Annotated in this window: 23 protein-coding genes and 1 riboswitch; of the genes, 16 read left to right on the top strand and 7 right to left on the bottom strand. The window is 67.9% G+C overall.

Going from position 1 to position 25,632, the window contains the following annotated elements; translation table 11 throughout:
- Positions 1-42 precede the first annotated feature (42 nt).
- The gene (gene rpe / locus L5G28_RS11040; protein ID WP_237001601.1) at positions 43-747 is read left to right on the top strand and encodes a ribulose-phosphate 3-epimerase; all 705 of its coding nucleotides are present in this window, start codon (positions 43-45) and stop codon (positions 745-747) included.
- 5 nt (positions 748-752) lie between these two features.
- Positions 753-1,757 (top strand): bifunctional diaminohydroxyphosphoribosylaminopyrimidine deaminase/5-amino-6-(5-phosphoribosylamino)uracil reductase RibD, encoded by a 1,005-nt coding sequence (gene ribD / locus L5G28_RS11035; protein WP_237001600.1) that lies wholly within the window; start codon positions 753-755, stop codon positions 1,755-1,757.
- 22 nt (positions 1,758-1,779) lie between these two features.
- Here ribD and L5G28_RS11030 read toward each other — a convergent pair whose 3' ends face one another.
- A complete protein-coding gene (locus L5G28_RS11030) occupies positions 1,780-2,106 on the bottom strand; it encodes a LapA family protein (RefSeq protein ID WP_237001599.1) in 327 nt (108 codons plus the stop codon).
- 126 nt (positions 2,107-2,232) lie between these two features.
- A riboswitch (FMN riboswitch) is annotated at positions 2,233-2,383 on the top strand.
- A gap of 58 nt (positions 2,384-2,441) precedes the next feature.
- On the opposite strand from L5G28_RS11030, the gene L5G28_RS11025 reads away from it, so the two are divergent.
- From L5G28_RS11025 to L5G28_RS11010, 4 genes are read left to right on the top strand one after another with little or no spacing between them, the layout of a single operon-like run.
- On the top strand, positions 2,442-3,065 hold the full coding sequence (locus L5G28_RS11025) for a riboflavin synthase (protein WP_237001598.1): 624 nt from the start codon (positions 2,442-2,444) through the stop codon (positions 3,063-3,065).
- On the top strand, positions 3,065-4,372 hold the full coding sequence (locus L5G28_RS11020; RefSeq protein ID WP_265744121.1) for a bifunctional 3,4-dihydroxy-2-butanone-4-phosphate synthase/GTP cyclohydrolase II: 1,308 nt from the start codon (positions 3,065-3,067) through the stop codon (positions 4,370-4,372). Before L5G28_RS11025 ends, L5G28_RS11020 begins: the two co-directional genes overlap by 1 nt.
- A complete protein-coding gene (ribH, locus tag L5G28_RS11015) occupies positions 4,369-4,839 on the top strand; it encodes a 6,7-dimethyl-8-ribityllumazine synthase (RefSeq protein ID WP_237001597.1) in 471 nt (156 codons plus the stop codon). The genes L5G28_RS11020 and ribH overlap by 4 nt, the downstream gene beginning before the upstream one ends.
- On the top strand, positions 4,836-5,300 hold the full coding sequence (locus L5G28_RS11010; RefSeq protein WP_237001596.1) for a PH domain-containing protein: 465 nt from the start codon (positions 4,836-4,838) through the stop codon (positions 5,298-5,300). Before ribH ends, L5G28_RS11010 begins: the two co-directional genes overlap by 4 nt.
- Here the strand turns inward: L5G28_RS11010 and L5G28_RS11005 are convergent, their stop codons facing one another.
- Positions 5,301-6,128: a hypothetical protein gene (locus L5G28_RS11005; RefSeq protein WP_237001595.1), complete on the bottom strand. Its 828-nt coding sequence runs from the start codon at positions 6,126-6,128 to the stop codon at positions 5,301-5,303.
- A gap of 140 nt (positions 6,129-6,268) precedes the next feature.
- Here L5G28_RS11005 and uvrC point away from each other — a divergent pair, with 140 nt between their 5' ends.
- The 9 genes from uvrC to ppc all read left to right on the top strand — a co-directional run bounded on the left by uvrC (position 6,269) and on the right by ppc (position 17,841).
- The gene (gene uvrC / locus L5G28_RS11000; RefSeq protein WP_237001594.1) at positions 6,269-8,371 is read left to right on the top strand and encodes an excinuclease ABC subunit UvrC; all 2,103 of its coding nucleotides are present in this window, start codon (positions 6,269-6,271) and stop codon (positions 8,369-8,371) included.
- Positions 8,364-9,260, top strand: coding sequence for an RNase adapter RapZ (gene rapZ / locus L5G28_RS10995; protein WP_236997221.1), 897 nt, complete (start codon positions 8,364-8,366; stop codon positions 9,258-9,260). Before uvrC ends, rapZ begins: the two co-directional genes overlap by 8 nt.
- Positions 9,257-10,285: a gluconeogenesis factor YvcK family protein gene (locus L5G28_RS10990; RefSeq protein ID WP_237001593.1), complete on the top strand. Its 1,029-nt coding sequence runs from the start codon at positions 9,257-9,259 to the stop codon at positions 10,283-10,285. The genes rapZ and L5G28_RS10990 overlap by 4 nt, the downstream gene beginning before the upstream one ends.
- 112 nt (positions 10,286-10,397) lie before the next feature.
- Entirely contained in the window at positions 10,398-11,375 is a 978-nt protein-coding gene (gene whiA / locus L5G28_RS10985; RefSeq protein ID WP_236997627.1) for a DNA-binding protein WhiA, read from the top strand.
- 162 nt (positions 11,376-11,537) lie between these two features.
- Positions 11,538-12,557, top strand: coding sequence for a type I glyceraldehyde-3-phosphate dehydrogenase (gap, locus tag L5G28_RS10980; RefSeq protein WP_236997219.1), 1,020 nt, complete (start codon positions 11,538-11,540; stop codon positions 12,555-12,557).
- A gap of 2 nt (positions 12,558-12,559) precedes the next feature.
- The gene (locus tag L5G28_RS10975; protein WP_237001592.1) at positions 12,560-13,780 is read left to right on the top strand and encodes a phosphoglycerate kinase; all 1,221 of its coding nucleotides are present in this window, start codon (positions 12,560-12,562) and stop codon (positions 13,778-13,780) included.
- Positions 13,780-14,580: a triose-phosphate isomerase gene (tpiA, locus tag L5G28_RS10970; protein ID WP_237001591.1), complete on the top strand. Its 801-nt coding sequence runs from the start codon at positions 13,780-13,782 to the stop codon at positions 14,578-14,580. Before L5G28_RS10975 ends, tpiA begins: the two co-directional genes overlap by 1 nt.
- A gap of 114 nt (positions 14,581-14,694) precedes the next feature.
- Positions 14,695-14,931 (top strand): preprotein translocase subunit SecG, encoded by a 237-nt coding sequence (secG, locus tag L5G28_RS10965; protein ID WP_236997216.1) that lies wholly within the window; start codon positions 14,695-14,697, stop codon positions 14,929-14,931.
- A 72-nt stretch (positions 14,932-15,003) separates the two neighbouring features.
- Positions 15,004-17,841 carry a phosphoenolpyruvate carboxylase gene (gene ppc, locus L5G28_RS10960; protein WP_237001590.1) on the top strand — a complete coding sequence of 946 codons (2,838 nt, stop codon included), beginning with the start codon at positions 15,004-15,006 and terminating at the stop codon, positions 17,839-17,841.
- Positions 17,842-17,931: 90 nt separating this feature from the next.
- Here the strand turns inward: ppc and pgl are convergent, their stop codons facing one another.
- Genes pgl through tkt form a run of 5 tightly spaced genes read right to left on the bottom strand, consistent with a single transcriptional unit; the run spans position 17,932 to position 24,419 of the window.
- Entirely contained in the window at positions 17,932-18,678 is a 747-nt protein-coding gene (gene pgl, locus L5G28_RS10955) for a 6-phosphogluconolactonase (RefSeq protein ID WP_237001589.1), read from the bottom strand.
- The gene (locus L5G28_RS10950; RefSeq protein ID WP_236997213.1) at positions 18,675-19,592 is read right to left on the bottom strand and encodes a glucose-6-phosphate dehydrogenase assembly protein OpcA; all 918 of its coding nucleotides are present in this window, start codon (positions 19,590-19,592) and stop codon (positions 18,675-18,677) included. The genes pgl and L5G28_RS10950 overlap by 4 nt, the downstream gene beginning before the upstream one ends.
- Before the next feature lie 25 nt (positions 19,593-19,617).
- Positions 19,618-21,159, bottom strand: a complete 1,542-nt coding sequence (gene zwf, locus L5G28_RS10945; protein ID WP_237001588.1) for a glucose-6-phosphate dehydrogenase — start codon at positions 21,157-21,159, stop codon at positions 19,618-19,620.
- A 36-nt stretch (positions 21,160-21,195) separates the two neighbouring features.
- The gene (tal, locus tag L5G28_RS10940) at positions 21,196-22,314 is read right to left on the bottom strand and encodes a transaldolase (RefSeq protein ID WP_237001587.1); all 1,119 of its coding nucleotides are present in this window, start codon (positions 22,312-22,314) and stop codon (positions 21,196-21,198) included.
- Positions 22,315-22,343: 29 nt separating this feature from the next.
- Positions 22,344-24,419 carry a transketolase gene (gene tkt / locus L5G28_RS10935; protein WP_237001586.1) on the bottom strand — a complete coding sequence of 692 codons (2,076 nt, stop codon included), beginning with the start codon at positions 24,417-24,419 and terminating at the stop codon, positions 22,344-22,346.
- A gap of 237 nt (positions 24,420-24,656) precedes the next feature.
- On the opposite strand from tkt, the gene L5G28_RS10930 reads away from it, so the two are divergent.
- Positions 24,657-25,628, top strand: coding sequence for a heme o synthase (locus L5G28_RS10930; protein ID WP_265742566.1), 972 nt, complete (start codon positions 24,657-24,659; stop codon positions 25,626-25,628).
- Positions 25,629-25,632 lie beyond the last annotated feature (4 nt).

Here is a 25,632-nt window from a genome sequence, read left to right as displayed (position 1 = left end):
GCAGTTCCCGACGGCGGCCCGCGTTCTCGTAGACTGCTCCGCATGTGCAATCCCGCCCGCCCGGCTCCGATGATCGCCCCGTCCATCCTGTCCGCCGATTTCGCCGCTCTCGGTGCCGAGATCGCCGCGGTCGGCCCGTCCGACATCGACCCCGGCGTCGACTGGGTGCACGTGGACGTGATGGACAACCATTTCGTCCCGAACCTGACCCTCGGCATGCCCGTCGTCGAAAGCCTGCTCAAAGCGACAGACATCCCGCTCGACTGCCACCTGATGATCGACGATCCCGGTCGTTGGGCTCCGCCGTACGCCGAAGCGGGAGCGCACAACGTGACGTTCCACGCGGAAGCGACCGACGATCCGTCGAGCGTCGCGCGAGACATCCGTGCAGCAGGCGGAAAGGCCGGGCTCGCGATCAAGCCGGGTACCGCGCTGGAGCCGTACCTCGAGGTCCTCCGCGACTTCGACACCTTCCTGGTGATGAGTGTCGAGCCGGGCTTCGGCGGACAGAAGTTCATGCCCGAAGTACTCGACAAGGTCCGCACCATCCGCAAGATCATCGACGGCGGCGCCCTGCAACTGCTCGTCGAAATCGACGGCGGGATCTCCGACTCGACCATCGAGCAGGCGGCCGAAGCCGGCGTCGACTGCTTCGTCGCGGGCTCGGCCGTTTATGGCGGCGACGACCCGGCGGCTCGCGTCGCCGAACTGCGACGCAAGGCCACCGCAGTCCGCGCGAACGCCTGACCGGCATGATCGAGACCGCGATGCGGCGAGCCGTCGGCGTCTCCGCCGACGCGCGCGGCGCGAGTTCGCCCAACCCTCCGGTCGGCGCGGTCATCCTCGACGCCGACGGGTTGGTCGTCGGCGTCGGGCGCACCCAGCCGCCGGGCGGGCCGCACGCGGAGGTGATGGCGTTGCGGGAGGCGGGAGACGCCGCGCTCGGCGGCACCGCGGTCGTCACACTCGAACCGTGCAACCACACCGGTCGCACCGGTCCGTGCGCGCACGCTTTGATCGATGCCGGCGTCGCCGCCGTCCACTACGGTGTCGCCGACCCCAACCCGTCGGCGGCAGGCGGCGCACAGACCCTGCGGGCAGCCGGAGTCGAGGTGTCCGGTGGCGTCCTCGAAACGGAAGTCCGTCGTGGACCGCTGCGGGGCTGGCTGCGCCGCCAGGAGTCCGGGCGCCCGTACGTCACGGTGAAGATCGCGGCGACCGTCGACGGTCGGATCGCTGCGGCCGACGGGACCAGCCAGTGGATCACCGGGGCCGCCGCGCGTGAGCACGCGCATGCGCAGCGGGCCGCCGTCGACGCGATCATCGTCGGGACCGGGACCGCGCTCGCCGACGATCCGTCGCTGACCGCGCGACGCCCCGACGGATCGATGTATCCGCACCAGCCGACCCGGGTCGTGATGGGATGGCGCGCGGTCGGCGCGACGGCACGGCTGCGCGACGGGACGTCGCCGTTCGTGCAGGTTCGCAGTCACGATCCCCACGAGGTCCTCGCCATGCTGCCGGATGCGCTCGCGGTTATCGTCGAAGGCGGACCCGCGATCGTCGGAGCATTTCTCGCTGCCGACCTCGCCGACGAGGTGCACGCGTATCTCGCACCGACCATCCTCGGCCACGGTGCGGCAGCGGTCACCGACACGTCGGTGACGACGCTGACGCAGGCGCATCGTTTCCGCCGCGAGTCGGTGACCGAACTCGCGGACGATCTGTTGGTGACCCTCATACGGGACCAGAACTGAGTGCGGGACCAGACCGGACCAGTCAGTCCTGCTGGCGACGCCCGACGAACCAACCGACCACGAAACCGACGAGGACAGTGACCGTCAACGTCAGCCACAACGGCGAACTGACGGTCACCCAGCCGAGTGTCAGATCGGCGCTGTTCGTGTTCGTGAGGATGAAAACGATCACGAGAATGACGAGAATGATCGCGATCCAGTACCGCTTGACGAACGCCAGGACGTCGCGACTCGGCTTCCGGCCGTTCGCGGCGGCGCGTCGACGCGGTGCGCGGCCTGCGGTGCTGGCCGACCCGAGACCGTCAGTAGGCCCGAACTCATTTTTAGGCCCGAACTCATTTTTAGGCATGGGGGCGGTGGCCTCGCAGTCTTGTCGGGCGGGCTCGGTGTTTTGGCCCGGCGTGAATCTATCTAACACCGCAGGCCGGAACTGGTGCGCGCGACACGTCGTGCCGCCAGCGTGCTACCTTCGAAAGGTAGTTCTCGGGGCGGGGTGAAAGTCCCCACCGGCGGTGATGCCCGGCAACGGGTCGAGCCCGCGAGCGCTCGCACCTCGTGTGCGGGGACAGCAGATTCCGGTGTGATTCCGGAGCCGACGGTCATAGTCCGGATACGAGAGAACGGCAGTGCGGCACGGTGCCGCGACCTGTCTGTCCCGAGCGCTCGCGTGCAAAAGGAGAGACGGTGTTCACCGGAATCGTTGAGGAACGCGGCGAGATCGTCGGCCGCGAAGACCTTGAAGAAGCCGCACGTTTCCGCATTCGCGGACCCCTCGTCACCAGCGACGCGTCCTTCGGCGACTCGATCGCGGTGAACGGCGTGTGTCTGACCGTCGTCGAACTCGGCGACGCGGACTTCGTCGTCGATGTGATGGGCGAGACCTTGAAACGCAGCTCGTTGGACGCCCTGTCCGCAGGAGCGCCGGTCAATCTGGAACGAGCGATGGCCGCAGACGGCCGATTCGGCGGACACATCGTGCAAGGCCACGTCGACGGAGTCGGCTCGGTGGCCTCGGTGTCGCCGAGCGAGAACTGGACCGTGGTGCGTGTCGCGGTGCCCGCCGATCTCGCCAGATACGTGGTCGAGAAGGGATCGATCACCGTCGACGGTATCTCGTTGACGGTCTCGAGCATCGGCGCCGACGCGGAATACGGCGACTGGCTCGAAGTGTCGTTGATACCGACGACACTCGCCGAGACCACGCTCGGGACTGTGACGACCGGCGTCCACGTGAACTTGGAAGTCGATGTGATCGCGAAGTACGTCGAGCGCCTGCAGAGCGCCGGCACGGACGGAGGACAGCGCTGATGAGCGAGAAGAATGAGAATCGTGCCGTGTTGGACTCGGTGGAGCGGGCGATCGCCGACATCGCAGCGGGCAAAGCCGTCGTCGTCGTCGACGACGAGGACCGCGAGAACGAAGGCGACCTGATCTTCGCCGCCGAGAAGGCGACACCCGAGCTGGTCGCGTTCATGGTCCGCTACACCTCCGGGTACCTGTGCGTGCCGTTGGAAGGGGACGACTGCGACCGTCTCGGCCTGCCGCCGATGTTCTCGCAGAACCAGGACAAGCACGGCACCGCGTACACGGTGACCGTCGACGCCCGCGACGGCGTCACCACCGGTATCAGTGCGGCCGACCGCGCGACGACGATGCGTCTGCTCGCCGACCCTGCCGCGACGGCACAGGAGCTGACCCGTCCCGGCCACGTGGTGCCGCTGCGCGCGAAAGAGGGCGGAGTCCTGCGTCGCCCCGGACATACCGAGGCCGCCGTCGACCTGGCCAAGCTCGCCGGGCTCCGACCCGCAGGCGCCATCTGCGAGATCGTGTCGCAGAAGGAGGACGGTTCGATGGCGCAGACCGACGAGCTGCGCGTCTTCGCCGACGAGCACGATCTCGCCATGATCTCGATCGCCGACCTCATCTCGTGGCGCCGCCGCAACGAGAAGCACGTCGAACGCGTCGCCGACGCCCGCATCCCGACCACCCACGGCACGTTCCGCGCCGTCGGTTACTCCAGTCCGTACGACGAAGCCGAGCACGTCGCCCTCGTGATGGGCGACATCACCGGCGACGACGGCACCGGCGAGGACGTCCTCGTCCGCGTCCACTCGGAGTGTCTGACCGGCGACGTGTTCGGGTCGCTGCGGTGCGACTGCGGCCCGCAACTCGACGCCGCTCTGGAGATGGTCGCCGCCGAAGGTCGCGGCATCGTCCTGTACATGCGCGGCCACGAAGGGCGCGGCATCGGTCTCATGCACAAGCTGCAGGCGTACCAGTTGCAGGATGCGGGTGCGGACACCGTCGACGCCAACCTCGAGCTCGGCCTGCCCGCCGACGCCCGCGACTACGGTCTCGGCGCGCAGATCCTCGTCGACCTCGGTGTGCGGTCCATGCGTCTGCTCACGAACAACCCGGCCAAGCGAGTCGGGCTCGACGGGTACGGTCTGCAGATCGTCGACCGCGTCCCGATGCCGTTGCGCGCCAACGCCGAGAACCTTCGATACTTGAAGACCAAACGTGACCGGATGGGCCATCTGCTCGACGGACTCGACGACTTCGACACCCCGGTCATCCAGGGTCGGGCAATTCAGGAGAACGGGGAAGGCGCATGAGCGGCAGCGGAGAACCGACCCTCGACCTCGACGACGCGACCGGCTTGACGGTCGCGATCGCGGCGTCGCAGTGGCACGAGACGATCTGCACAGCCCTCCTCGACGGCGCGGTGCGCGCCGCAGGACGCGCGGGAGTCACCGATCCGACCGTGGTGCGGGTTGCCGGAGCGATCGAACTGCCGGTGATCGTGCAGGCGCTCGCCCGCACCCACGACGTCGTCGTCGCGTTGGGCGTAGTCATCAAGGGAGGCACTCCACACTTCGAGTACGTGTGCGACGCGGTGACCGCCGGACTGACCCGTGTGTCGCTGGACGAGTCGACGCCGGTCGGCAACGGCGTCCTCACCACTCTGACCGAACAGCAGGCGCTCGACCGGGCTGGACTGCCCGCGTCGGACGAAGACAAAGGCGCACAGGCGATGACCGCCGCGATCGCGTCGGCGTTGACGCTCCGGAAGTTGGCGTGAACCCCGATTCGACGCCCGCCGACCAGTGGGACCTGGTGTACACGCCGCGTTGGATCCGGCGCGCCGCGTTCTGGGCGGCGGGCGTCGTCATCGCGATCCACTTGACGTTCGGGCTACTCCTGGACATCTCCTACACAGGGGTCGGTGTCGGTTGGTCGGACAAGATCGGTCTCATCGCCGTCGGTTTCGTCATCGCGGGAGTGTGCCTGATGCCGACCCGGGCGCGTCTGCGTGTCGGCCCCGCCGGCGTCGGCGTCCGCAATCTCGTCGGTGAGCGTCTGTGGGAATGGGACGAGGTCCAAGGTCTCGAATACCCTGAGAAGGGGTGGTCTGCCCACCTCCTGCTCCCGTACGACGAGCACATCCCGGTGCTCGCGGTACAGGCGCGCGACGCTGAACGTGCCATCGATGCGATGACCCGTTTCCGCGAACTGCAGGGCGAGTACGCGCCTGCGCGCTGATCACGCCGCGCGACTCAGATCGACCGGGACGACGACCTCCAGCGCGCGGTTGCGCACCCGACGGAACACGTTGTCGGGGGTCTGCTTCGGCAGGACGATCGTGAATCGCGGTTCGTCGACCGGCCGCTGTGCATCGGCCCGCCAGAACACCGGAGCCCAGGCCGCCGGTATCGCCGCCAGCACGTCGGACATTCCCTGGAGAGCGGCGAGATCGTCGCCTCGATCCCACGACACGTTCCCGTTCTTCTGCGCGGAGACGAGCTGACGCGGCCGAGTCGGGACAGTGCGGGCGTACCTGTCCAGCAGGGACGCGGTCGCGAACACGTCTCCAGTCGTGTCGACGTGGATCGAGGTCCCGAAGTCGGTGAGATCGGTCAGGCCGGAGGAGTCGGCGGCGAACGCCCGAACCGCGGCGACCCGTTCGACGAGTTCCGGCTCGCTCTGGCTCGTCCCGGAGACCGGTTCCACATGTAGGGAGACCGACGCCTCGCCGCCGGAACCGTTCGTCGCCGAGAACCGCAGCACGACATCGTGCCGTTCGACGCTGCGCTCGGGCGGGTGCGAGACCAACTGTTCGGCGACGGCCGCGACCTGAGCGTCCGACAGTCCGCCGCGCAGAGTGACCAGCGAACTCACCGTGCCATCCGACAGGACCGCGTTATGCCCGGAGACTGTGGCGCCCTCGACGTCGGGCAGGGATCGTGCGAACGCGGCGTACTCGTCGGCGTACCGATCGGCGTTGTCGAACGAACACCCCGTTAACAGTCCGCCGAGCAGCACGGTCAGCGCCACCACACATGTCGGCAGCAGACGAGTGCATGGCCTCATGGATCGACTGTACGGCTCGCCGCCGGTTCAGACAGTCGGTCGCGCTGACCATCCACCCGACAGCCGCCTGACGAGGGGCGGGACGACGGCGGCGACGCGGGCGTCCCGAACTGTCTGACACGACGACTACCCTGGAGCCCGTGGCAGACCCGTCGACCTACCGCCCGGCCCCGGGGGCGATCCCGACCGACCCGGGCGTCTACAAGTTCCGCGACGCGCACCGGCGCGTGATCTACGTCGGCAAGGCCAAGAACCTACGCTCGCGACTCACGTCCTACTTCGCCGATCTCACCGGACTGCATCCGCGGACGCGGCAGATGGTGACGACGGCGGCGTCCGTTGAATGGACGGTCGTCGGCACCGAAGTGGAAGCGCTTCAACTCGAATACAACTGGATCAAGGAGTTCGATCCGCGGTTCAACGTCCGCTACCGCGACGACAAGACGTACCCGATGCTCGCGGTGACGCTCAACGAGAAGTATCCGAGAGTGTTCGTGTACCGCGGCGCCCGCAAACCGGGCGTCCGATACTTCGGCCCGTACTCGCATGCGTGGGCGATTCGCGAGACGGTCGACCTGCTGACCCGAGTCTTCCCCGTCCGGACGTGCTCGACCGGCGTGTTCCGCCGCAGCGAGCAGATGGGGCGACCGTGTCTGCTCGGATACATCGACAAGTGTGCCGCGCCATGCGTGGGGCGGGTCGACGCCGACGAGCACCGCCAGATCGCGGACGACTTCTGCGACTTCCTCGCCGGACGCACCGACACTCTGATCCGGCGGATGGAACGGGACATGACCGCCGCCGCGGACGACCTCGACTTCGAACGGGCGGCCCGCCTGCGCGACGACGTGTCCGCGCTCAAACGAGCCATGGAGAAGCAGGCGGTCGTGCTCGGCACCGGCACCGATGCGGACGTGATAGCGATGGTCGGCGACGAGCTCGAATCGTCGGTCCAGATCTTTCACGTCCGGGACGGCCGGGTCCGCGGCGAACGCGGCTGGGTCGTCGAAGTCCAGGAGAACGCGACGCCCGCCGAACAGATCGAAGCGTTCCTCACCCAGTTCTACGGCGCCGAATCGGAGATGAGTTCGGGCATCCCCCGCGAAGTCCTCGTCCCATTCCTGCCCGACGACCCGACCCAGATGCAGGCATGGCTGTCCGACCGCCGCGGCGCGCGTGTCGACGTCCGCATCCCGCAACGCGGCGACAAACGGAACCTGATGACGACCGTCGAACGCAACGCCTCGGACGCGCTGACCCGCCACAAGCTGCAACGCGCCGGCGATCTCACCACGCGGTCGGCGGCCCTCACCGAACTGCAGGAGTACCTAGGCCTCGACGTCGCGCCGCTGCGTATCGAATGCATCGATATCTCGCACGTGCAGGGCACCGACGTCGTCGCGTCGCTCGTCGTGTTCGAGGACGGGCTGTCCCGCAAATCCGATTATCGGCACTACGGGATCAAAGAGGCTGCGGGCGAAGGACACTCCGACGACGTCGCATCGATCGCCGAAGTCACGCGCCGACGTTTTCTACGGCACCGAGGCGGCGACGCGACACCGCCCCCGGTCGACGGCGACAAGCCCGCGGCCGTGGTCGCCGAGGCGGGGGCCGACGTGACAGACCCCGCTCCGGACGCCGGAGGGGAGAAGAAGGCACGCAAGTTCGCGTACCCGCCGAACCTCTTCGTCGTCGACGGCGGCGCGCCGCAGGTGCACGCGGCGGCAACCGTGCTGGACGAACTCGGCGTCACCGACGTCGCGATCATCGGACTGGCGAAACGGCTCGAAGAAGTGTGGGTCCCGGGAGATGATGAACCGGTGATCCTGCCGCGCAACAGTGAAGCCCTCTTCCTCTTGCAGCGCGTGCGCGACGAAGCCCACCGCTTCGCGATCACGTTCCACCGCAGCAAACGCAGCAAACGCATGACGGCGTCGGCGCTCGACGGCATCCCGGGCCTCGGCGCGACCCGTCGCACCGCGCTCGTGACGCACTTCGGCTCCGTCGCCAACCTGACGAAGGCGACGGTCGATGAAATAGCGCAGGTGCGCGGCGTCGGGGCGGCGACCGCGCAGGCCGTGCACGAGGCGTTGCGGGGCGAGGCGAGTACCGGTGAGCCGAAGACGGGCGAGTCGAAAACGGGCGAGTCGAAAACGGGCGAGTCGAAAACGGGCGAGTCGAAAACGGGGGATGCCGACGCGGCGGCAGACCCGTCGACACAGGAGGAACCAGTCCATGGTTGACAGCGACGGTTTGACGACGGTGCTCTTCGTGACCGGCATGTCCGGTGCCGGACGGACATCGGTCGCGAATGTGCTCGAAGACGACGGCTGGTACGTGACGGACAACGTGCCGGTGTCCGTGATCGCGCAGGTCATCGAACAGGTTCGCGCCGAAGGTGTGCAGGGACAGAAGATCGCGATGGTCGTGCGCGCCGGACACTCGTCGTTCGGCGAGTCGGTCGCCGCACTGCGCGACGAACTCGAAGCAGACGGCACCCGCACTGGCGTCATCTTCGTCGACGCGTCCGACGAGGTACTCGTCCGACGGTTCGAGCAGGTCCGCCGCCGACATCCGCTGCAGGGCGATGGAACGCTCGGTGAGGGGATCGCGGCCGAACGGCTGCTGCTCGCCGACGTCCAGGCGGCGGCAGGCACCGTCATCGACACCTCGAACCTCAGCTCGACCCGCTTGCGCGCGATCGTCGAGAGCACATTCCCGAACGTCGGCGGCAGCGCCCTGTCGGTCGCCGTGCAGTCGTTCGGATTCAAATACGGTCTGCCGATCGACTGCGACCTCGTCATCGACGTCCGGTTCCTCCCCAATCCTTATTGGATTCCGGAACTCCGTGACCACAACGGGCGCGACGCCGCGGTCCGCGACTACGTGCTCGGGCAGGACGATGCTCTCGACTTCATCGAGCGCTATACCGAGCTCGTCGGCATCGTGGCGCGCGGCTACCGTCGAGAAGGCAAGGGATACATGACGATCGGGGTCGGCTGCACGGGCGGCAAGCACCGCAGCGTCGCGATGTCGACCGAACTCGCACGGCGTCTGGCCGCCACCGTCGGCGAGGACGGAGAACCCGCATACAAGGTCCAGGTGACACACCGGGATCTGGGGCGCGAATGACGTCGGGCGGGCCGGTGGCCTCGGCCGGACAGCAGGCCGGGCTGAAGGCCGTCGCACTCGGCGGCGGGCACGGTCTGTTCAACACACTGACCGCCGTGCGGTATCTGACACCGCACGTCACCGCCGTCGTGACGGTCGGCGACGACGGCGGATCGTCGGGTCGGCTCCGCAACGAGCTCGGCGGCATCCCGCCCGGCGACCTGCGAATGGCGCTCGCGGCCCTCATGGGAGCGCCCGCCGCGATCGACGATCAGCTCGCTCGTGATCCGGCGGCCGCGGCCCGTCACAAGCGGTGGTCGCGGATCCTGCAGCACCGACTCGGTGGCTACGGTGCGCTCGCAGGCCACCCCGTCGGGAACCTCATGCTGGCGGGCGTCGAAGAGTTGACCGGCGACGTCGTCCAAGCGCTCGACGCGATGGTCGACCTGTTCGGGATCGACGGACGTGTCCTGCCGATGGCGACGGTGCCGCTGGTGATCGAAGCCGACGTGTCCGGGCTCGAATCGGATCCGCGGATGAGCCGCGTCATCCGCGGGCAGGTCGCCGTCGCGACCACCCCCGGCAAGGTGCGGCGGGTCCGGGTGATCCCCACCGAACCCGCCCCGTGCGGCGAGGCCGTTGACGCGATCATGGCCGCCGACGTCGTGACCCTCGGCCCCGGCTCGTGGTTCTCCAGCGTGATCCCGCACGTGCTGGTGCCGGGACAGGTCGAAGCGCTTCGCGCGACGACCGCGCGCAAGGTGCTGTTCGTCAACCTCGCGAACGAACCGGGGGAGACCACCGGGTTCTCCGTCGAACGTCACCTGCACGTCCTGCACGCGCACGCCGACTCGATGCGCGTGGACGACGTGGTCGTGGACGCCGCATCTGTGCCCGCCGGATCCGAACGTGACCACCTCGAACGAGCAGCGGCGTCGTTCGGGGCGCGACTCGTCGTCGCCGATCTCGCGGTGCCCGGAACACACGAACACGATCCGCGCAAGTCGGCGCAGACTCTGGCGCGCCTGTTGGGCGGCGGATCGTGACCGGTAAAGTCAGCTCCACTGCGCTGTTTGCCCGCGGCTCGAGTGATCGAGTCCGGAAGCGTGCGTGTCGGGGGAGAATCGTGTTTTTAACAGGAGGGTGCAACCAGTGGCGATGACAGGTTCCGTCAAAGACGAGCTGAGCCGTCTGTCGGTGACCCAGATCAGTTGCCGGAAGGCCGAGGTGTCGGCTCTGCTGCGCTTCGCGGGGGATCTGCACATTCAGAACGGTCGCGTGATCGTGGAGGCCGAGGTCGACCTCGGAAACGTCGCACGGCGTCTCCGCTACGAGATCCACGATCTGTTCGGCTATGCGGCGGACGTCCACGTGCTCCGCTCGGGCGGGGCGCGCAAGAGCGCCCGGTACATCCTCCGGGTCACCAAAGACGGCGAAGGCCTGTCCAGGCAGACCGGTTTGCTGGACATGCGCGGACGCCCGGTGCGGGGTCTTCCCGCTCAGGTCGTCGGCGGCACGGTCGGCGACGCCGAAGCAGCATGGCGCGGGGCGTTCCTCGCGCACGGGTCACTCACCGAGCCCGGCCGGTCGTCGGCCCTCGAGGTCAGCTGCCCCGGACCCGAAGCCGCGCTCGCCCTCGTCGGATCGGCGCGCAGGCTCGGCGTCACCGCGAAGGCCAGAGAAGTACGCGGCGCGGACCGAGTCGTGATCCGCGACGGCGAAGCGATCGGCGTGCTCCTCACTCGGATGGGCGCGCACGACACGCGTCTGGTGTGGGAGGAACGTCGGATGCGGCGCGAAGTGCGGGCCACCGCGAACCGCCTCGCCAACTTCGACGACGCCAACCTGCGCCGTTCGGCACGCGCCGCCGTCGCCGCAGCCGCCCGAGTCGAACGCGCGCTGGAGATCCTCGGCGACGAGGTACCCGACCATCTGGTGGCCGCGGGCTCGCTCCGCGTCCAGCACCGGCAGGCGTCGCTGGAGGAACTCGGTCAACTGGCCGATCCGGTGATGACCAAGGATGCCGTCGCCGGACGCATCCGCAGACTGCTCTCGATGGCCGACAAGAAGGCCCGGTCGGAAGGGTTGCCCGACACCGAGTCGGCAGTCACCGCAGATCTGATGGACGACGCGTAACCGCTCACGTTCGTCACCGGCGCGTCAGCGCCGGCACGTGCTCCGCGTGGGAGTCGTCACACCCAAGGCCACCTCGTGACCTCGGGGGAGACGCACACTACGCTGGACACAACGGGTCGCGCGAACACCGCGGCTCTTCACTCACCGCTAAGGAGCTCAACAGTGACTGTTCGCGTAGGCGTCAACGGCTTCGGCCGTATCGGCCGCAACTTCTTCCGCGCCGTGGACGCGCAGAAGGCGCTGGGAACCACCGACATCGAGATCGTCGCAGTCAACGACCTGACCGACAACGCGTCCCTCGCGCACCTGCTCAAGTACGACTCGATCCTCGGTCGGCTGCCGCACGACGTCTCGCTCGAAGGCGATGACACCATCGTCGTCGGTGATCAGAAGATCAAGGCTCTGTCGCACCGCGGTCCGCTGTCCGAGCTGCCCTGGGGCGACCTGGGTGTCGACGTCGTCGTCGAGTCGACCGGTATCTTCACCGACGCAGCCAAGGCGAAGGGGCACCTCGAGGCCGGCGCGAAGAAGGTCATCATCTCGGCTCCCGCCAAGGGCGAGGACATCACCATCGTGATGGGCGTCAACGACGACCAGTACGACGGCAGCCAGACGATCATCTCGAACGCGTCGTGCACCACGAACTGCCTCGGCCCGATCGCCAAGGTCCTCGACGACGAGTTCGGCATCGTCAAGGGTCTGATGACCACGGTCCACGCCTACACCCAGGACCAGAACCTGCAGGACGGCCCGCACAGCGACCTGCGTCGCGCCCGCGCGGCAGCGCTCAACGTCGTGCCGACCGGCACCGGCGCCGCGAAGGCCATCGGCCTGGTCCTCCCGCAGCTGCTCGGCAAGCTTGACGGCTACGCCCTGCGCGTCCCGATCCCGACGGGCTCGGTCACCGACCTCACCGCGAACCTGCGCAAGTCTGCCACCGCCGACGAGATCAACGCCGCGATGAAGGCTGCAGCCGAGGGCCCGCTCAAGGGCATCCTCAAGTACACCGAGGACCCGATCGTGTCCTCGGACATCGTCACCGACCCGCACTCGTCGATCTTCGACGCGGGCCTGACCAAGGTCATCGACGACCAGGTCAAGATCGTCTCCTGGTACGACAACGAGTGGGGCTACTCGAACCGCCTCGCCGACCTCATCGGCCTCGTCGCGAAGTCGCTGTAAGCATGGCTGTCCGTACCTTGAAGGACCTCCTCGCCGACGGCGTGGAGGGCCGGGGAGTACTGGTCCGCTCTGACTTGAACGTGCCGCTCGACGGCGCCGAGATCACCGACGCCGGACGCATCGTCGCGTCGGCGCCGACGATCAAGACGCTGGTCGAGGCGGGCGCGAAAGTCATCGTGACCGCGCACCTCGGTCGTCCTAAGGGCGAAGCGGATCCGGCGCTGTCGTTGGCGCCGGTCGCGGTACGCCTGGCGGAGGAGTTGGGCCGCAACGTGCAGCTCGCAGGCGATGTCGTCGGCAGCGACGCGCTCGCCCGCGCCGAAGGCCTCACCGACGGTGACGTCCTCCTGCTGGAGAACATCCGCTTCGACCCGCGGGAGACCAGCAAAGACGACGCCGAGCGTGCACAGCTCGCTGCGGCGCTCGTCGAACTGGTCGGCGACGACGGAGCATTCGTCTCCGACGGGTTCGGCGTCGTGCACCGCAAGCAGGCGTCGGTCTACGACGTCGCCAAGGTGCTGCCGGCGTACGCGGGTGACCTGGTCGCAACCGAGGTCGACGTGCTCGCCAAGATCACCGGCGACGCCGTGGAACACCCGTACGCGGTGGTTCTCGGCGGGTCGAAGGTCTCGGACAAGCTCGCCGTCATCGAAGCGCTCGCGCCGAAGGTCGACACCCTGGTGATCGGCGGCGGCATGGCGTTCACCTTCATCAAAGCGCAGGGCAGCCCGGTGGGCGACTCGCTGCTGCAGGACGACATGATCGACACCTGCAAGGACCTCCTCGAGCGGTTCGGCGACGTCATCCACCTGCCGCACGACATCGTCGTCGCCGACAAGTTCGCTCCGGACGCGTCGACGTCGATCGTGAAGACCGCGGACGGATTCACCGAAGGAATGGGTCTGGACATCGGCCCGGGCAGCGTCGAACGATTCGCCGCGGTCCTGACCGGCGCCAAGACCGTTTTCTGGAACGGCCCGGCCGGCGTGTTCGAGTTCGACAAGTTCGCGGCAGGCACCCGCGGCGTGGCCGAGGCCATCGTCACAGCCACCGCGGGCGGCGCGTTCTCGGTGGTCGGCGGCGGCGATTCGGCGGCTGCCGTTCGCGCGCTCGGCCTCGCAGACGAAGCGTTCTCGCACATCTCGACCGGCGGCGGAGCGTCGTTGGAATACCTTGAGGGCAAGGAACTCCCGGGCCTGTCTGTGCTGGAGGTGAATGCGTGATGGCCGCATCGAACGGGCCGCGCAAGCCCCTCATCGCAGGCAACTGGAAGTGCAACCTGAACCACCTCGAGGCGATCGCGCTGGTGCAGAAGATCGCGTTCGCGCTTCCCGAGAAGTACTTCGAGAAGGTCGACGTGACGGTGATCCCGCCGTTCACTGACATCCGCAGCGTTCAGACGATCGTCGACGGCGACAAGCTGCTGCTGACCTACGGTGCGCAGGACGTCTCCGAACATGATTCGGGCGCGTACACCGGCGAGATCAGCGGTGCGTTCCTCGCCAAGCTCGGCTGCACGTACGCGGTCGTCGGTCACTCCGAGCGTCGCACGCTGCACGGCGAAGCGAACGAGACGGTGCTGGCGAAGACCAAGGCCGCGCTCAAGCACGGTCTCACCCCGATCGTGTGTGTCGGTGAAGGTCTGGACGTGCGCGAAGCGGGCGAGCACGTCGCGTACAACATCGCACAGGTCAAGGCGTCTCTCGCGGGGCTGAACGCCGCCGAGATCGCCAAGGTCGTCGTCGCGTACGAGCCCGTGTGGGCCATCGGCACCGGCCGAGTGGCCAGTGCGAGCGACGCTCAGGAGGTGTGTGCCGCCGTCCGCGGTGCGCTCGCCGAGCTCGCCGACCAGGCGACCGCCGACGCGGTGCGCGTCCTGTACGGCGGCAGCGTCAACGCCAAGAACGTCGGCGAGATCGTCGGACAGACCGACGTCGACGGGGCACTCGTGGGCGGTGCGTCACTCAAGTCGGACGAGTTCGCGCAACTCTCAGCGATCGCCGCGGGCGGGCCGCTGCTCTGATCGGCGCTTGCATCGCGTAGACTGTGGCAGGTTGCTCCTATGCGGAGCGACCTGCCACAATGCTTTCCGGCGGCCCACTGGCCGCGACCCACAGACTGACAGGACCATCGACTCGTGACTCTCGCGCTCGACATCGGCTTGATCATCACCAGCCTCCTGCTGATCGTGCTGGTTCTGCTTCACCGGGCCAAGGGCGGCGGACTCTCGTCGCTGTTCGGTGGCGGCGTCCAGTCGAGCCTGTCCGGTTCCTCTGTCGTCGAGAAGAACCTCGACCGTTTGACTATCTTCGTCGGGCTGCTGTGGGTGATTCTGATCATCGGCATCGGTCTCGACATCAAGTTCGGCGCGTAGCCCGCAGCAACACGCGCGCACCCGCACCCCACACCCGCACACCCGGCGCCCCGGCCGAGTAGTTTGGGGCACATGGCATCCGGAACGAACTCCGAATCTGTCCGCCGCGCTGTCGCCACGCCGATGGTCGATCGCATCCTGGTCGAGGACGCCGGACGCGCGGCAACCGAACCGCTGCGTGACGGCATCAGATTTCTGGGCGGACTGCTCGGCGATGTGATCCGGTCGCAGGCGGGCGAGGACGTGTTCGATCTCGTCGAGTCGTCCCGCCGCGATGCATTCGGCATCCGCTATCAGGATGTCTCCCGCGACGAACTCGCAGGCCGCTATCGGGGCCGCGGTGTGTCCCAGCTGATGCCCGTCATCCGGGCGTTCAGCAACTTCGCCCTGCTGGCTAATCTCGCCGAGGACCTGCACCGCGAACGGCGACGGCGTATCCACATGATCGCGGGCGACGCCCCGCAGGCGTCGTCGCTCGGCGCGACCGTCGCCCGACTCGCCGCCGCAGGCCTCGACGACGAACAGGTGCACCGTCTGATCGGGGACGCCGATGTCGTCCCGGTCATCACCGCGCATCCGACGGAGACCCGTCGCAAGAGTGTCTTCGACGCCCAGAACCGCATCAACGAACTGATGCGTGTGCGCGGACGGACCGAAATGACCGCCGACGAGGAGTCGGCCAACACGCGAGAGATCTCCCGCCACATCCTCATGCTCTGGCAGACGGCGCTCATCCGGATGCGCCGGCTGACGATCAGCGACGAGATCACCACCGGACTCCGCTATTACGGCGCGTCGTTCTTCGAAGTGATCCCGTCGCTGAACAACGACGTCCGGGCCGCTCTGCGCGCCGCGTTCCCCGACGCAGACCTCGATCCGTCGATCATCACGATGGGGTCCTGGATCGGCGGCGACCGCGACGGCAATCCGTTCGTGACCGGCGACATCGTCACCGAGGCCACGTCGTCGGCGGCGGCCACCGTGATGGCACATCACCTCGACGAACTGTCGGCGCTGCACCAAGAGCTCAGCATGTCCGTCAGGCTCGTGAGCGGTGTCACCGACGACCTGGCGGTCCTCGGGACGGGATTCGCGCCGGAGACGCCGGAAGGGGTCGACGACGAACCCTTCCGTTCGGCGGTCACCGCGATCCGTTCACGGCTGGCGGCGCGCGCCGTCCAAACCCTCGGCGACGACGTGGTCGGCCCGGCGGACCGGGCCCTCGCCGCCCGGTCCCAGGCGTACGCGGATGCCGGAGAATTCCTCACCGACCTGGACGTCGTCGACGGTGCGCTGCGGGCCGTCGTCGACGACGCGATCGCCGACGACCGGCTCGCGGCGCTGCGCGAAGCCGTCCGGGCCTTCGGTTTCCATCTGTCGGGTCTCGACATGCGACAGAACTCGGAGACGCACGAAGAGGTCGTGGGGGAGTTGCTCGCGTGGGCCGGGGCGGTCGACGACTACGCGGCGCTCGACGAAAACGCGCGGGTCGCGGTCCTGTCCGCTGAACTGTCCTCTCGTCGACCGTTGACCAGCCCGGACGCGCGACTGAGCGATCTGGCGATCAAGGAGCTCGGCGTGGTCCACGCGGCGGCCGCCGCCGTCGAGCGGTTCGGCCCGAAAGCCGTCCCGGTCTACATCATCAGCATGTGCCAGTCGGTGTCGGACATGCTCGAGGCGCTGATCCTGCTGAAGGAAGCGGGCCTGTACGACGCAGGTGGGGGCTCGCCGTCGTGCAGTGTGCGCGTGGTTCCTTTGTTCGAGACGATCGAGGATCTGCAGGCCGGTGCCGCGATCCTGACCGCCGCGCTCGGGGTCCCGTTCTACCGGGAGCTCGTCCGGTCGCAGGGCGATATGCACGAGGTGATGCTCGGCTACTCCGACTCCAACAAGGACGGCGGATACCTCGCCGCGAACTGGGCGTTGTACCGAGGCGAACTCGACCTCGTCGACGCCGCGCGCACCGCCGGGATCCGGCTGCGGCTGTTCCACGGGCGCGGCGGCACCGTCGGGCGCGGCGGAGGCCCCAGCTATGACGCGATCCTCGCACAGCCGCCGGGAGCCGTGCAGGGCTCGTTGCGTCTCACCGAGCAGGGCGAGATCATCGCCGCGAAGTACGCCGAGCCGGTGCGTGCCCGCCGCAACCTGGAATCGCTGGTCGCAGCGACCGTCGAGTCGTCGCTCCTCGACGTCGAAGGCCTCGGCGACGACTCGGCGGACGCCTATCGGGTGTTCGACGAACTCGCCGCCGCGGCACGAATCGCCTATTCCCGACTGGTCCACGACACCCCGGGATTCGTCGAATACTTCACCGCGTCCACACCGCTGTCCGAGATCGGTGCGTTGAACATCGGCAGCCGTCCGACGTCACGCAAGCAGACCACGGCGATCTCGGATCTCCGGGCCATCCCATGGGTGCTGTCGTGGACGCAGTGCCGCGTGATGCTGCCCGGCTGGTACGGCACCGGGACGGCATTCGCCGAGTGGATCGGCGACGACCCGGACCGGCTCGCAGTCCTCTCCGACTACTACCGCCGCTGGCCGTTCTTCCGATCGGTGATGTCGAACATGGCTCAGGTGCTCGCGAAGAGCGATATGGGACTGGCGTACCGGTATGCGCAGCTCGTGCCCGACGTCGAACTGCGCGATCGGGTGTTCTCGATGATCGTCGACGAGCATGAGCGCACCATCGCGATGTGCGCGGCGATCACCGGGACCGATGATCTCCTGGCCGACAACGACGCATTGAAGCGGTCGGTGGTCAACCGGTTCCCGTATCTCGAGCCGCTCAATCTGCTTCAGGTCGAACTGCTGGAACGCTTCCGTGCGGGCGACGACTCGCCCCAGATCCGGCGCGCGATCCAGCTGACGATGAACGGTCTCGCGACGGCGCTACGTAACAGCGGGTAGCCGCGGGCGCTGCCTGCCGAGTTCGTCGTCTCCGCGACGACTGACGAGATTCGGGTTCTCACGCTGGAGCATCCCGCCACGTGGCGACGGTTACGGCAGCGCGGACGCCGCATCTCGGTCGAGGAACCAGACGGTGGCCTCGGTTCCGGTGGCTCCTGCGCACGGCCAGTCCGCGCGCGAGGCGCCGTTGTGGGCGGCGGCCACGGCCTCCGCCTTCTCGGCTCCGGAGACGAGGAACCATACTTCCCGCGAGCGGTTGATCACCGGGAACGTCAACGTCAGACGAGCAGGCGGCGGCTTCGGAGAATCGGTGACGGCGACGACGGCCGCGGACTCCTCGGCCGTCGCAGCAGTGTGCGGGAACAGCGAATTGATGTGGCCCTCACCGCCCATGCCGAGCAGGTGGACGTCGAACACCGTGTCGGACCCGACCAGTCGCGCGTAGTCGCGCGCGGCGGCGGTGATGTCGTCGCCGAACTCGCCGTCGGACGGAGCCATCGCATGGATTCGCGCCGGGTCGACCGGGACCGACGAGAGCAGTGCCTCGAACGCCTGACCGGAGTTGCGTTCGGGATGTGACGTGGGGACGAAACGGTCGTCGCCCCAATAGATCTCGACCCGACCCCAGGCGATATCGCCGGAGTCGGATGCGAGCGCGCGGAGCAGCCCGATCCCGTTGGATCCGCCCGTCAGCGCGACGGACGCGACACCGCGCTCCTCCTGGGCGCGTACGACGGCGTCGACGAAACGGGCACGAGCGGTCTCGATCAACTCGGTAGACGAGTCGAAGACGAGAGTCTCGGGCGTCGTCGCCGCTCGATCAGCAGGGAACGTCATATCGACTCCTCAACTTCCACGGCGGGCAGACCGAGCAGCGCCGCCTCGTAGACTTCGTCCGCATCCAGGCTGCGGAGTTCTTCGGCCAGGCATTCGGCTGTGGTGCGTCGCGCGTACGCGACCCGACCGTCCGGGTGCCCGGTGCTGGCGACGGTCCCACTCACGCCGTCGTCGTTCACCGACATCGACAGGGTGGAATCGCTGCGGAAAAGGCGGGCCGCAAGTGACCCGGGACGGCGCACGACCCGAGTCTGCAGCGCGGCGGCCAGCCAGCCGGCGAACAGGTCGAGGCCCGGCATGTCTAGCGGGCCGGTGATCTCGGCTCCGGTGATCGGCGTGTGCGGCGGCCGATCGAGCGCCGACACGAACAGGGCGCGTGTCGGCGTGAGGGCCGACCACGCCAGGTCGGTGTCGCCGGGGGAGTAGCCCGCTCGCCGCTCGGCGAGGAAGGCAGCGGGATCGGCCGACTTCCGCGCATCGGTGATGCGGCGCGAGGCCAGGCGCCCCAGACGGTCCTGCGCCGGGTTCTTCGGCGCGCGGTCCGGCCACCACGTCACGACCGGGGTGTCGGGGAGCAGGAACGGCGTCACCACCGCGTGGGGGTGCTCGGCGAGCTGCCCGGACAGCGTCAGCAACACGACTTCGGAGGCTCCGGCGTCACCGCCGACACGGATCTGCGCGTCCAGCCGGGCGTCGCCGGTCCGGTTGCCGCGCGAGACGACGATGACGCGGCACGGATGTTCGCGGCTGGCCCGGTTCGACGCTTCGACGGCCTCCTCGGTGGCTTCGCCCGCGTCCACGTCGATGATCAGGGTCAGCACGCGGCCGAGCGTGACGGCTCCGCCGCTGCTGCGCATCCGGACGAGCTTCTTGCTGATCGCGGTGGTGTCGGTGTCGGGCAGGTCGACGATCATCGACGGCTCCTGTTCTGCGCGGACGTCACGGACGCCTCCAGACGCGACCGGTGCGGCTCATCATCGTCTCGGCGGAGTGCGGCCCCCACGTCCCGGCCTCGTACTCGTCCGGGGAGCCGGCCGCCGCCCACTCGGCGAGTACCGGATCGAGGATCTGCCAGCTGAGTTCGACCTCCTCGTTGACCGGGAACAACGACGGTTCGCCGAGGAGCACGTCCAGCAGGAGTCGCTCGTACGCTTCGGGCGACGAGACGGTGAACGCACCGCCGTAGCTGAAGTCCATGTTGACGTCGCGTACCTCCATCGACGATCCGGGCACCTTCGACCCGAACCGCAGTGTGACGCCCTCGTCGGGCTGCACCCGGATGACGAGCGCGTTCTGGCCGAGTTCGGCGGTCATCGTGTCGTCGAACGGGAGGTGTGGCGCGCGTTTGAAGACCAGGGCGATCTCGGTGACGCGACGACCGAGCCGCTTGCCGCTGCGAAGATAGAACGGGACCCCCGCCCACCGTCGCGTGTCGACCTCCAGCGCGATCGCCGCGAACGTCTCCGTCGTCGAGTCGGCGGCGAACCCCTCCTCGTCCTTGAGGCCGACGACGGATTCAGATCCCTGCCAGCCCGCCGCGTATTGGCCGCGCGCGGAGTTCTCCGCGATCGGCATGATGTTGCGGGTCGACTCGAGGACCTTGACCTTCTCCGTCTGCAGGTGGTGCGGCGAGAACGAGACGGGCTCTTCCATCGCGACCAGCGCGAGCAACTGCAGCAGGTGGTTCTGGATGACGTCGCGCGCCGCCCCGATCCCGTCGTAGTAGCCGGCGCGTCCGCCCAGCCCGATGTCCTCGGCCATGGTGATCTGCACGTGGTCGATGTAGTGCGAACTCCACAACGGGTCGAACAGTTGGTTCGCGAACCGGAGCGCCAGGATGTTCTGGACCGTCTCTTTGCCGAGGTAATGGTCGATGCGGAACACCGACTCCTCGGCGAACACGCTGTTGACGAGTTCGTTGAGTTCGGCCGCCGACTCCTGGTCGTGCCCGAACGGCTTCTCGATGACCACCCGGCGCCAGGAATCGCCGGTCTGGTCGGCCATGCCGGTGCGCCGTAGTTGACTCAACACGACGGGAAACGCGTTCGGCGGGATCGACAGGTAGTAGGCGTGGTTTCCGTCGGTGCCCCGTGCCTCGTCGAGATCGGCCAGGGTGGCCTGCAGTTGCTCGAACGCGGCGTCGTCTTCGAACGTCCCGGGCACGAAGCGGATGCCCTCGGCCAAGCGATCCCAGACTTCGGCGCGGAACCCGGTCCGACAGTTGGCCTCGACGGCCTCCCGGACGACGTCGGCGAAGTCTTCGTGCTCCCAGTCGCGTCGCGCGAACCCGACCAGGGCGAAACTCGGCGGAAGGAGTCCCCGGTTCGCGAGATCGTAGATCGCCGGCATCAGTTTGCGGCGGGCGAGGTCGCCCGTCACACCGAAGATGACCAGCGCCGACGGCCCCGCGATACGCGGGAGCCGCCGGTCGTGCGGGTCACGAAGCGGATTGGACCATTCCGGCTGGGCCGAGTGAGGCACGCTGTTGACTTCCTGTCGCGTCGTTCCCGCGGAGTTCTATCGGTTGGCGTCCAACTGCGCCGCGGTCGCGGTCAGCAGTTCGTCCCACGCCTGCTCGAACTTCTCGACGCCTTCACGCTCCAGGAGCGCGAACACGTCGGGGAGGTCGATGCCGACGTCGGTCAGGGCGTCGAACACCTGTCGGGACGCCGGCCCCTGGCCGATGATCGAGTCGGTGTTGACCCACCCGTGGTCGGCGTAGGCCTCGAGCGTCTTGCCGGGCACCGTGTTGACGGTGTTCGGTGCGACGAGCTCACTCACGTACAGCGTGTCCGGGTAGTCCGGGTTCTTCACGCCGGTCGACGCCCACAGTGCGCGCTGCGGCACGGCGCCGTGCGCCTGAAGATCCGGGAACCGCGTCTCGGTCTCGAAGACTTCCTGGTAGGCGGCGTACGCGAGGCGTGCGTTCGCCAGACCGGCCTTGCCGCGCAGCGCGAGCGCTTCGGGCGTGCCGATGGCTTCGAGGCGTTTGTCGATCTCGGTGTCCACGCGTGAGACGAAGAACGACGCGACAGAGGCGATCGCTGCGGCGTCGTGGCCGTTGCGCAGGGCGCGGTCCAGCCCGTCGAGGTAGGCGTCCATCACTTCGCGGTAGCGGTCAACCGAGAAGATCAGGGTGACGTTGACGCTGATGCCCTGGCCGATGACGTCGGCGATCGCCGGAACTCCCGCCGCCGTCGCCGGGATCTTGATGAAGAGGTTCTTCCGGTCGACGACGTTCCACAGTTCGACGGCCTGCTCGACAGTCTCGGCGGTCTTGTTCGCCAGACGCGGGTCGACCTCGATCGAGACGCGGCCGTCTGCGCCGCCCGACGCCTCGAACACCGGCGCGAGGACGTCGCACGCGGCACGCACGTCGTCGGTGGTCAACGCGGAGATCGCCGCGTCGACGTCTCCTCCCGACGTGGCGAGGTCGCTGATCTGCGCGGCATACGCGCTGGCACCCGACGAGATCGCGTTCTGGAAGATCGCCGGGTTGGTCGTGACACCGACGATGCTGCGCGTGTCGATCTGCTCCTGCAGACCGCCCGAGGAGATCAGGTCGCGCGAGAGGTCGTCGAGCCACACGGATACGCCTGCTTCGGAGAGCGCGACGAGATTGCTGTTCTGAGTCATGTTCTGCTCCAGACCTTTCGGAGGGACGCTCAGCGGCCGAGGAGGCCGCGAGCTGCGGTGGCGACGGCGTCGGCGGTGATGCCGAACTCTTCGTACAGCTTCGCGTACGGGGCTGACGCACCGTAGTGCTCCAGCGAGACGATCGCGCCGCCGGCGACGACGGCGTGCCACGGCATCGCGATGCCTGCTTCGACGGAGACACGTGGTACACCGGTCGGCAGCACCGACTCGCGGTAGTCGGTGTCCTGCTCGTCGAACCATTCGATGGACGGCATGGAGACGACGCGAGCGTTGATCCCGTCGCCGGCCAGCGCGTCGCGGGCCTCGACGGCCAGCGACACCTCGGATCCGGTGCCGATCAGTACGACGTCGGGCGCACCGTCTGTGTCGGCGAGCACGTAGCCGCCGCGCGAGACGCCCTCGAACGACGTCCCGTTCAGGATCGGCACGTTCTGGCGGGTCAGCGCCAGGCCGACCGGGTGATTGCGGCGGGTCAACAGGTGCCGCCACGCGTACGCGGTCTCGTTGGCGTCGGCGGGCCGCACGACGTCCAGGTTCGGGATCGCACGGAGTGCGGCCAGGTGCTCCACCGGCTGGTGGGTCGGGCCGTCCTCACCGAGGCCGATCGAGTCGTGCGTCCACACGTAAATCGGGTCGATCTCCATGAGTGAGGCCAGCCGGACGGCGGGGCGCATGTAGTCGGCGAACTGCAGGAAAGTGCCGCCATACGCCCGGGTGGGCCCGTGCAGGACGATGCCCGAGAGGATCGAGCCCATCGCGTGCTCGCGGACGCCGAAGTGCAGCGTGCGGCCGTACGGCTCCGCCTGCCACGTCGCCGTCGCGATCGATGTCGGACCGAACGACGGCTCACCGGCCATCGTCGTGTTGTTCGAGCCGGCGAGGTCTGCCGAGCCGCCCCACAGTTCGGGCATGACCGGGGCCAGCGCGCCGAGTACCTTGCCCGACGCGGACCTGGTGGCGACGGCCTTGTCGCCCGGCTCCCACGTCGGAAGCACGTCGATCCAGCCGTCGGGCAGTTCACCTGCGTGGAGGCGATCGAACAGCGCCTTGTTGTCGGGGTTGGCGGCCGCCCAGGCGTCGAAGCCCTGCTGCCACTCCGCGCGGATCGCGGCGGCACAGTCGGCGAGTCCGCGAGTGTGGGCGATGACGTCGTCGGCGACGTCGAAGTTCTTCGACGGATCGAATCCGACGGCCTCCTTGGTCGCGGCGACCTCGTCGGCGCCGAGCGCACTGCCGTGCGCGGCTCCGGTGTTCATCTTGCTCGGCGCCGGGAACGCGATGATCGTGCGGAGCACGATGATCGACGGGCGGTCGGTCACGTTCTTGGCGGCTTCGACGGCCTCTTCGATGCCGGACACGTTCTCGCCGCCCTCGACGGTCTGCACATGCCAGCCGTAGGCCTCGTACCGTTTGGCCGTGTCCTCACTGAGCGCGATCGCGGTGTCGTCCTCGATGGAGATCTCGTTGGCGTCGTAGAAGACGATCAGGTTGCCGAGCTGCTGAGTGCCGGCGAGCGACGACGCTTCGGAGGTGACACCCTCCTCGATGTCACCGTCGGAGGCGACGACGTAGATGTAGTGGTCGAACGGGCTCTGCCCGGTGGGCGTCTCCGGGTCGAAGAGTCCGCGCTCACGGCGGGCAGCCATCGCCATGCCGACAGCCGATGCGAGGCCTTGCCCGAGCGGGCCGGTGGTGATCTCGACGCCCTTGGTGTGCCGGAACTCCGGGTGGCCTGGGGTCAGCGAGCCCCAGGTGCGGAGCGCGACGAGGTCGTCGAGTTCGAGACCGAAGCCGCCGAGATACAGCTGGATGTACTGGGTGAGGCTCGAGTGGCCGCACGACAGGACGAACCGGTCACGGCCGACCCACGCGGGATCGGTGGGGTCGTGGCGCATGACACGCTGGTAGAGGCTGTAAGCGAGGGGAGCGAGGCTCATCGCGGTGCCGGGGTGGCCGCTGCCGCAGTTCTGCACGGCGTCCGCGGCAAGAATGCGGGCGGTGTCGACTGCCTTGGTGTCCAACTCGGTCCAGTCGGACGGGTGGACGGGTCGGGTCAGCGCGCGAATCTCGTCGGTGATGGGCACGATCGTGGTGTCTCCTGTGCATCGATGGCTCTTGCCCCCGCGGACAAATGGTGACTTCCAGCCTAGCGGGGCCGTCGACCTGTCTGCGCGGCTGCCGGTAAAGAGCGGGTGTGGCGATCGTCGCACCCGCCCACGCCCGATTCCTCGGCGCATGATGCCGCGGTCTACCATCGCTTGTAGTAGCCGTCGGCGTGGACGCGTCCGATACACGGCTAGTGCTGATGTGAGGAGCTTGTGTTGAGGACTCGGGAGAGCGCCGGTGCCGACGTGACTGAGTCCACCGCCTGGACTCGAGTCCGCACGACGGTTCTCGCTTACATCGCGCTCACGAAGCCACGCGTCATCGAACTCCTCCTCGTCTCGACGATCCCGGTGATGCTGCAGGCTCACCGCGGACACATCGACATCTGGTTGATCCTGGTGACAGTGGTCGGCGGCTGGTTGGGCGCGGCGAGCGCCAACAGCCTCAACATGGTGGCCGACGCGGACATCGATCAGAAGATGAAGCGCACGCAGAAGCGTCCGCTGGCCCGGAAGGCCGTGCCGATCCGGCATGTCCTGATCTTCGGGATCGTGATGGCGGCAGCGTCGTTCGCGGTCCTGTACTTCGGCACGGTCGACGACGACGGCAATCGGTCCTTCCTGCCGTCGATCCTCGTGATGATCACCATCGCGTTCTACGTGTTCGTGTACACGCTGATCCTCAAACGTCGCACCTGGCAGAACGTGATCTGGGGTGGGGCCGCGGGGTGCATGCCCGCGCTGGTCGGCTGGGCCGCCGTGACACACGATTTGAGCTGGCAGCCGTTCGTCCTGTTCCTCGTCGTCTTCTTCTGGACCCCGCCCCACACGTGGGCGCTGGCGATGCGCTACCGCGAGGACTACCGGGCCGCAGGCGTCCCGATGCTCCCGGTGATCGCGTCGGACGAGAAGGTCACCTTCCAGATGCTCGTGTACACGGTCCTCACCGTGATCACGTCGTTCTTCCTGATCCCGCCGACCAGTTGGATCTACCTCGCCGTCGCCGTCGCATCCGGTGTCTGGTTCATCTGGTGGGTCGGGAAACTGTATGTGCAGACTCGCGCAGGCGTGGAGCTCAAACCGCTCAAAATCTTCCTCGTCTCCAACGAGTACCTGGCCCTTCTGTTCTGTGGTCTGGCCGTCGACGCCGTCATCAATCTGCCGACGATCTCCAGCTACTTCTCCTGACCCG

This window comes from Gordonia liuliyuniae (genome assembly GCF_021739025.1).
GTDB lineage: Bacteria > Actinomycetota > Actinomycetes > Mycobacteriales > Mycobacteriaceae > Gordonia > Gordonia liuliyuniae.
This window is presented reverse-complemented; position numbering and strand designations above follow the sequence as displayed.

Excerpts from the sequence above, each read along its gene's own strand:
- rpe (WP_237001601.1), top strand. The coding sequence starts at position 43 with ATGTGCAATCCCGCCCGCCCGGCTCCGATGATCGCCCCGTCCATCCTG.
- ribD (WP_237001600.1), top strand. The coding sequence starts at position 753 with ATGATCGAGACCGCGATGCGGCGAGCCGTCGGCGTCTCCGCCGACGCG.
- L5G28_RS11030 (WP_237001599.1), bottom strand. The coding sequence starts at position 2,106 with ATGCCTAAAAATGAGTTCGGGCCTAAAAATGAGTTCGGGCCTACTGAC.
- L5G28_RS11020 (WP_265744121.1), top strand. The coding sequence starts at position 3,065 with ATGAGCGAGAAGAATGAGAATCGTGCCGTGTTGGACTCGGTGGAGCGG.
- ribH (WP_237001597.1), top strand. The coding sequence starts at position 4,369 with ATGAGCGGCAGCGGAGAACCGACCCTCGACCTCGACGACGCGACCGGC.
- L5G28_RS11005 (WP_237001595.1), bottom strand. The coding sequence starts at position 6,128 with ATGAGGCCATGCACTCGTCTGCTGCCGACATGTGTGGTGGCGCTGACC.
- rapZ (WP_236997221.1), top strand. The coding sequence starts at position 8,364 with ATGGTTGACAGCGACGGTTTGACGACGGTGCTCTTCGTGACCGGCATG.
- L5G28_RS10990 (WP_237001593.1), top strand. The coding sequence starts at position 9,257 with ATGACGTCGGGCGGGCCGGTGGCCTCGGCCGGACAGCAGGCCGGGCTG.
- whiA (WP_236997627.1), top strand. The coding sequence starts at position 10,398 with ATGACAGGTTCCGTCAAAGACGAGCTGAGCCGTCTGTCGGTGACCCAG.
- L5G28_RS10975 (WP_237001592.1), top strand. The coding sequence starts at position 12,560 with ATGGCTGTCCGTACCTTGAAGGACCTCCTCGCCGACGGCGTGGAGGGC.
- tpiA (WP_237001591.1), top strand. The coding sequence starts at position 13,780 with ATGGCCGCATCGAACGGGCCGCGCAAGCCCCTCATCGCAGGCAACTGG.
- ppc (WP_237001590.1), top strand. The coding sequence starts at position 15,004 with ATGGCATCCGGAACGAACTCCGAATCTGTCCGCCGCGCTGTCGCCACG.
- pgl (WP_237001589.1), bottom strand. The coding sequence starts at position 18,678 with ATGACGTTCCCTGCTGATCGAGCGGCGACGACGCCCGAGACTCTCGTC.
- L5G28_RS10950 (WP_236997213.1), bottom strand. The coding sequence starts at position 19,592 with ATGATCGTCGACCTGCCCGACACCGACACCACCGCGATCAGCAAGAAG.
- tal (WP_237001587.1), bottom strand. The coding sequence starts at position 22,314 with ATGACTCAGAACAGCAATCTCGTCGCGCTCTCCGAAGCAGGCGTATCC.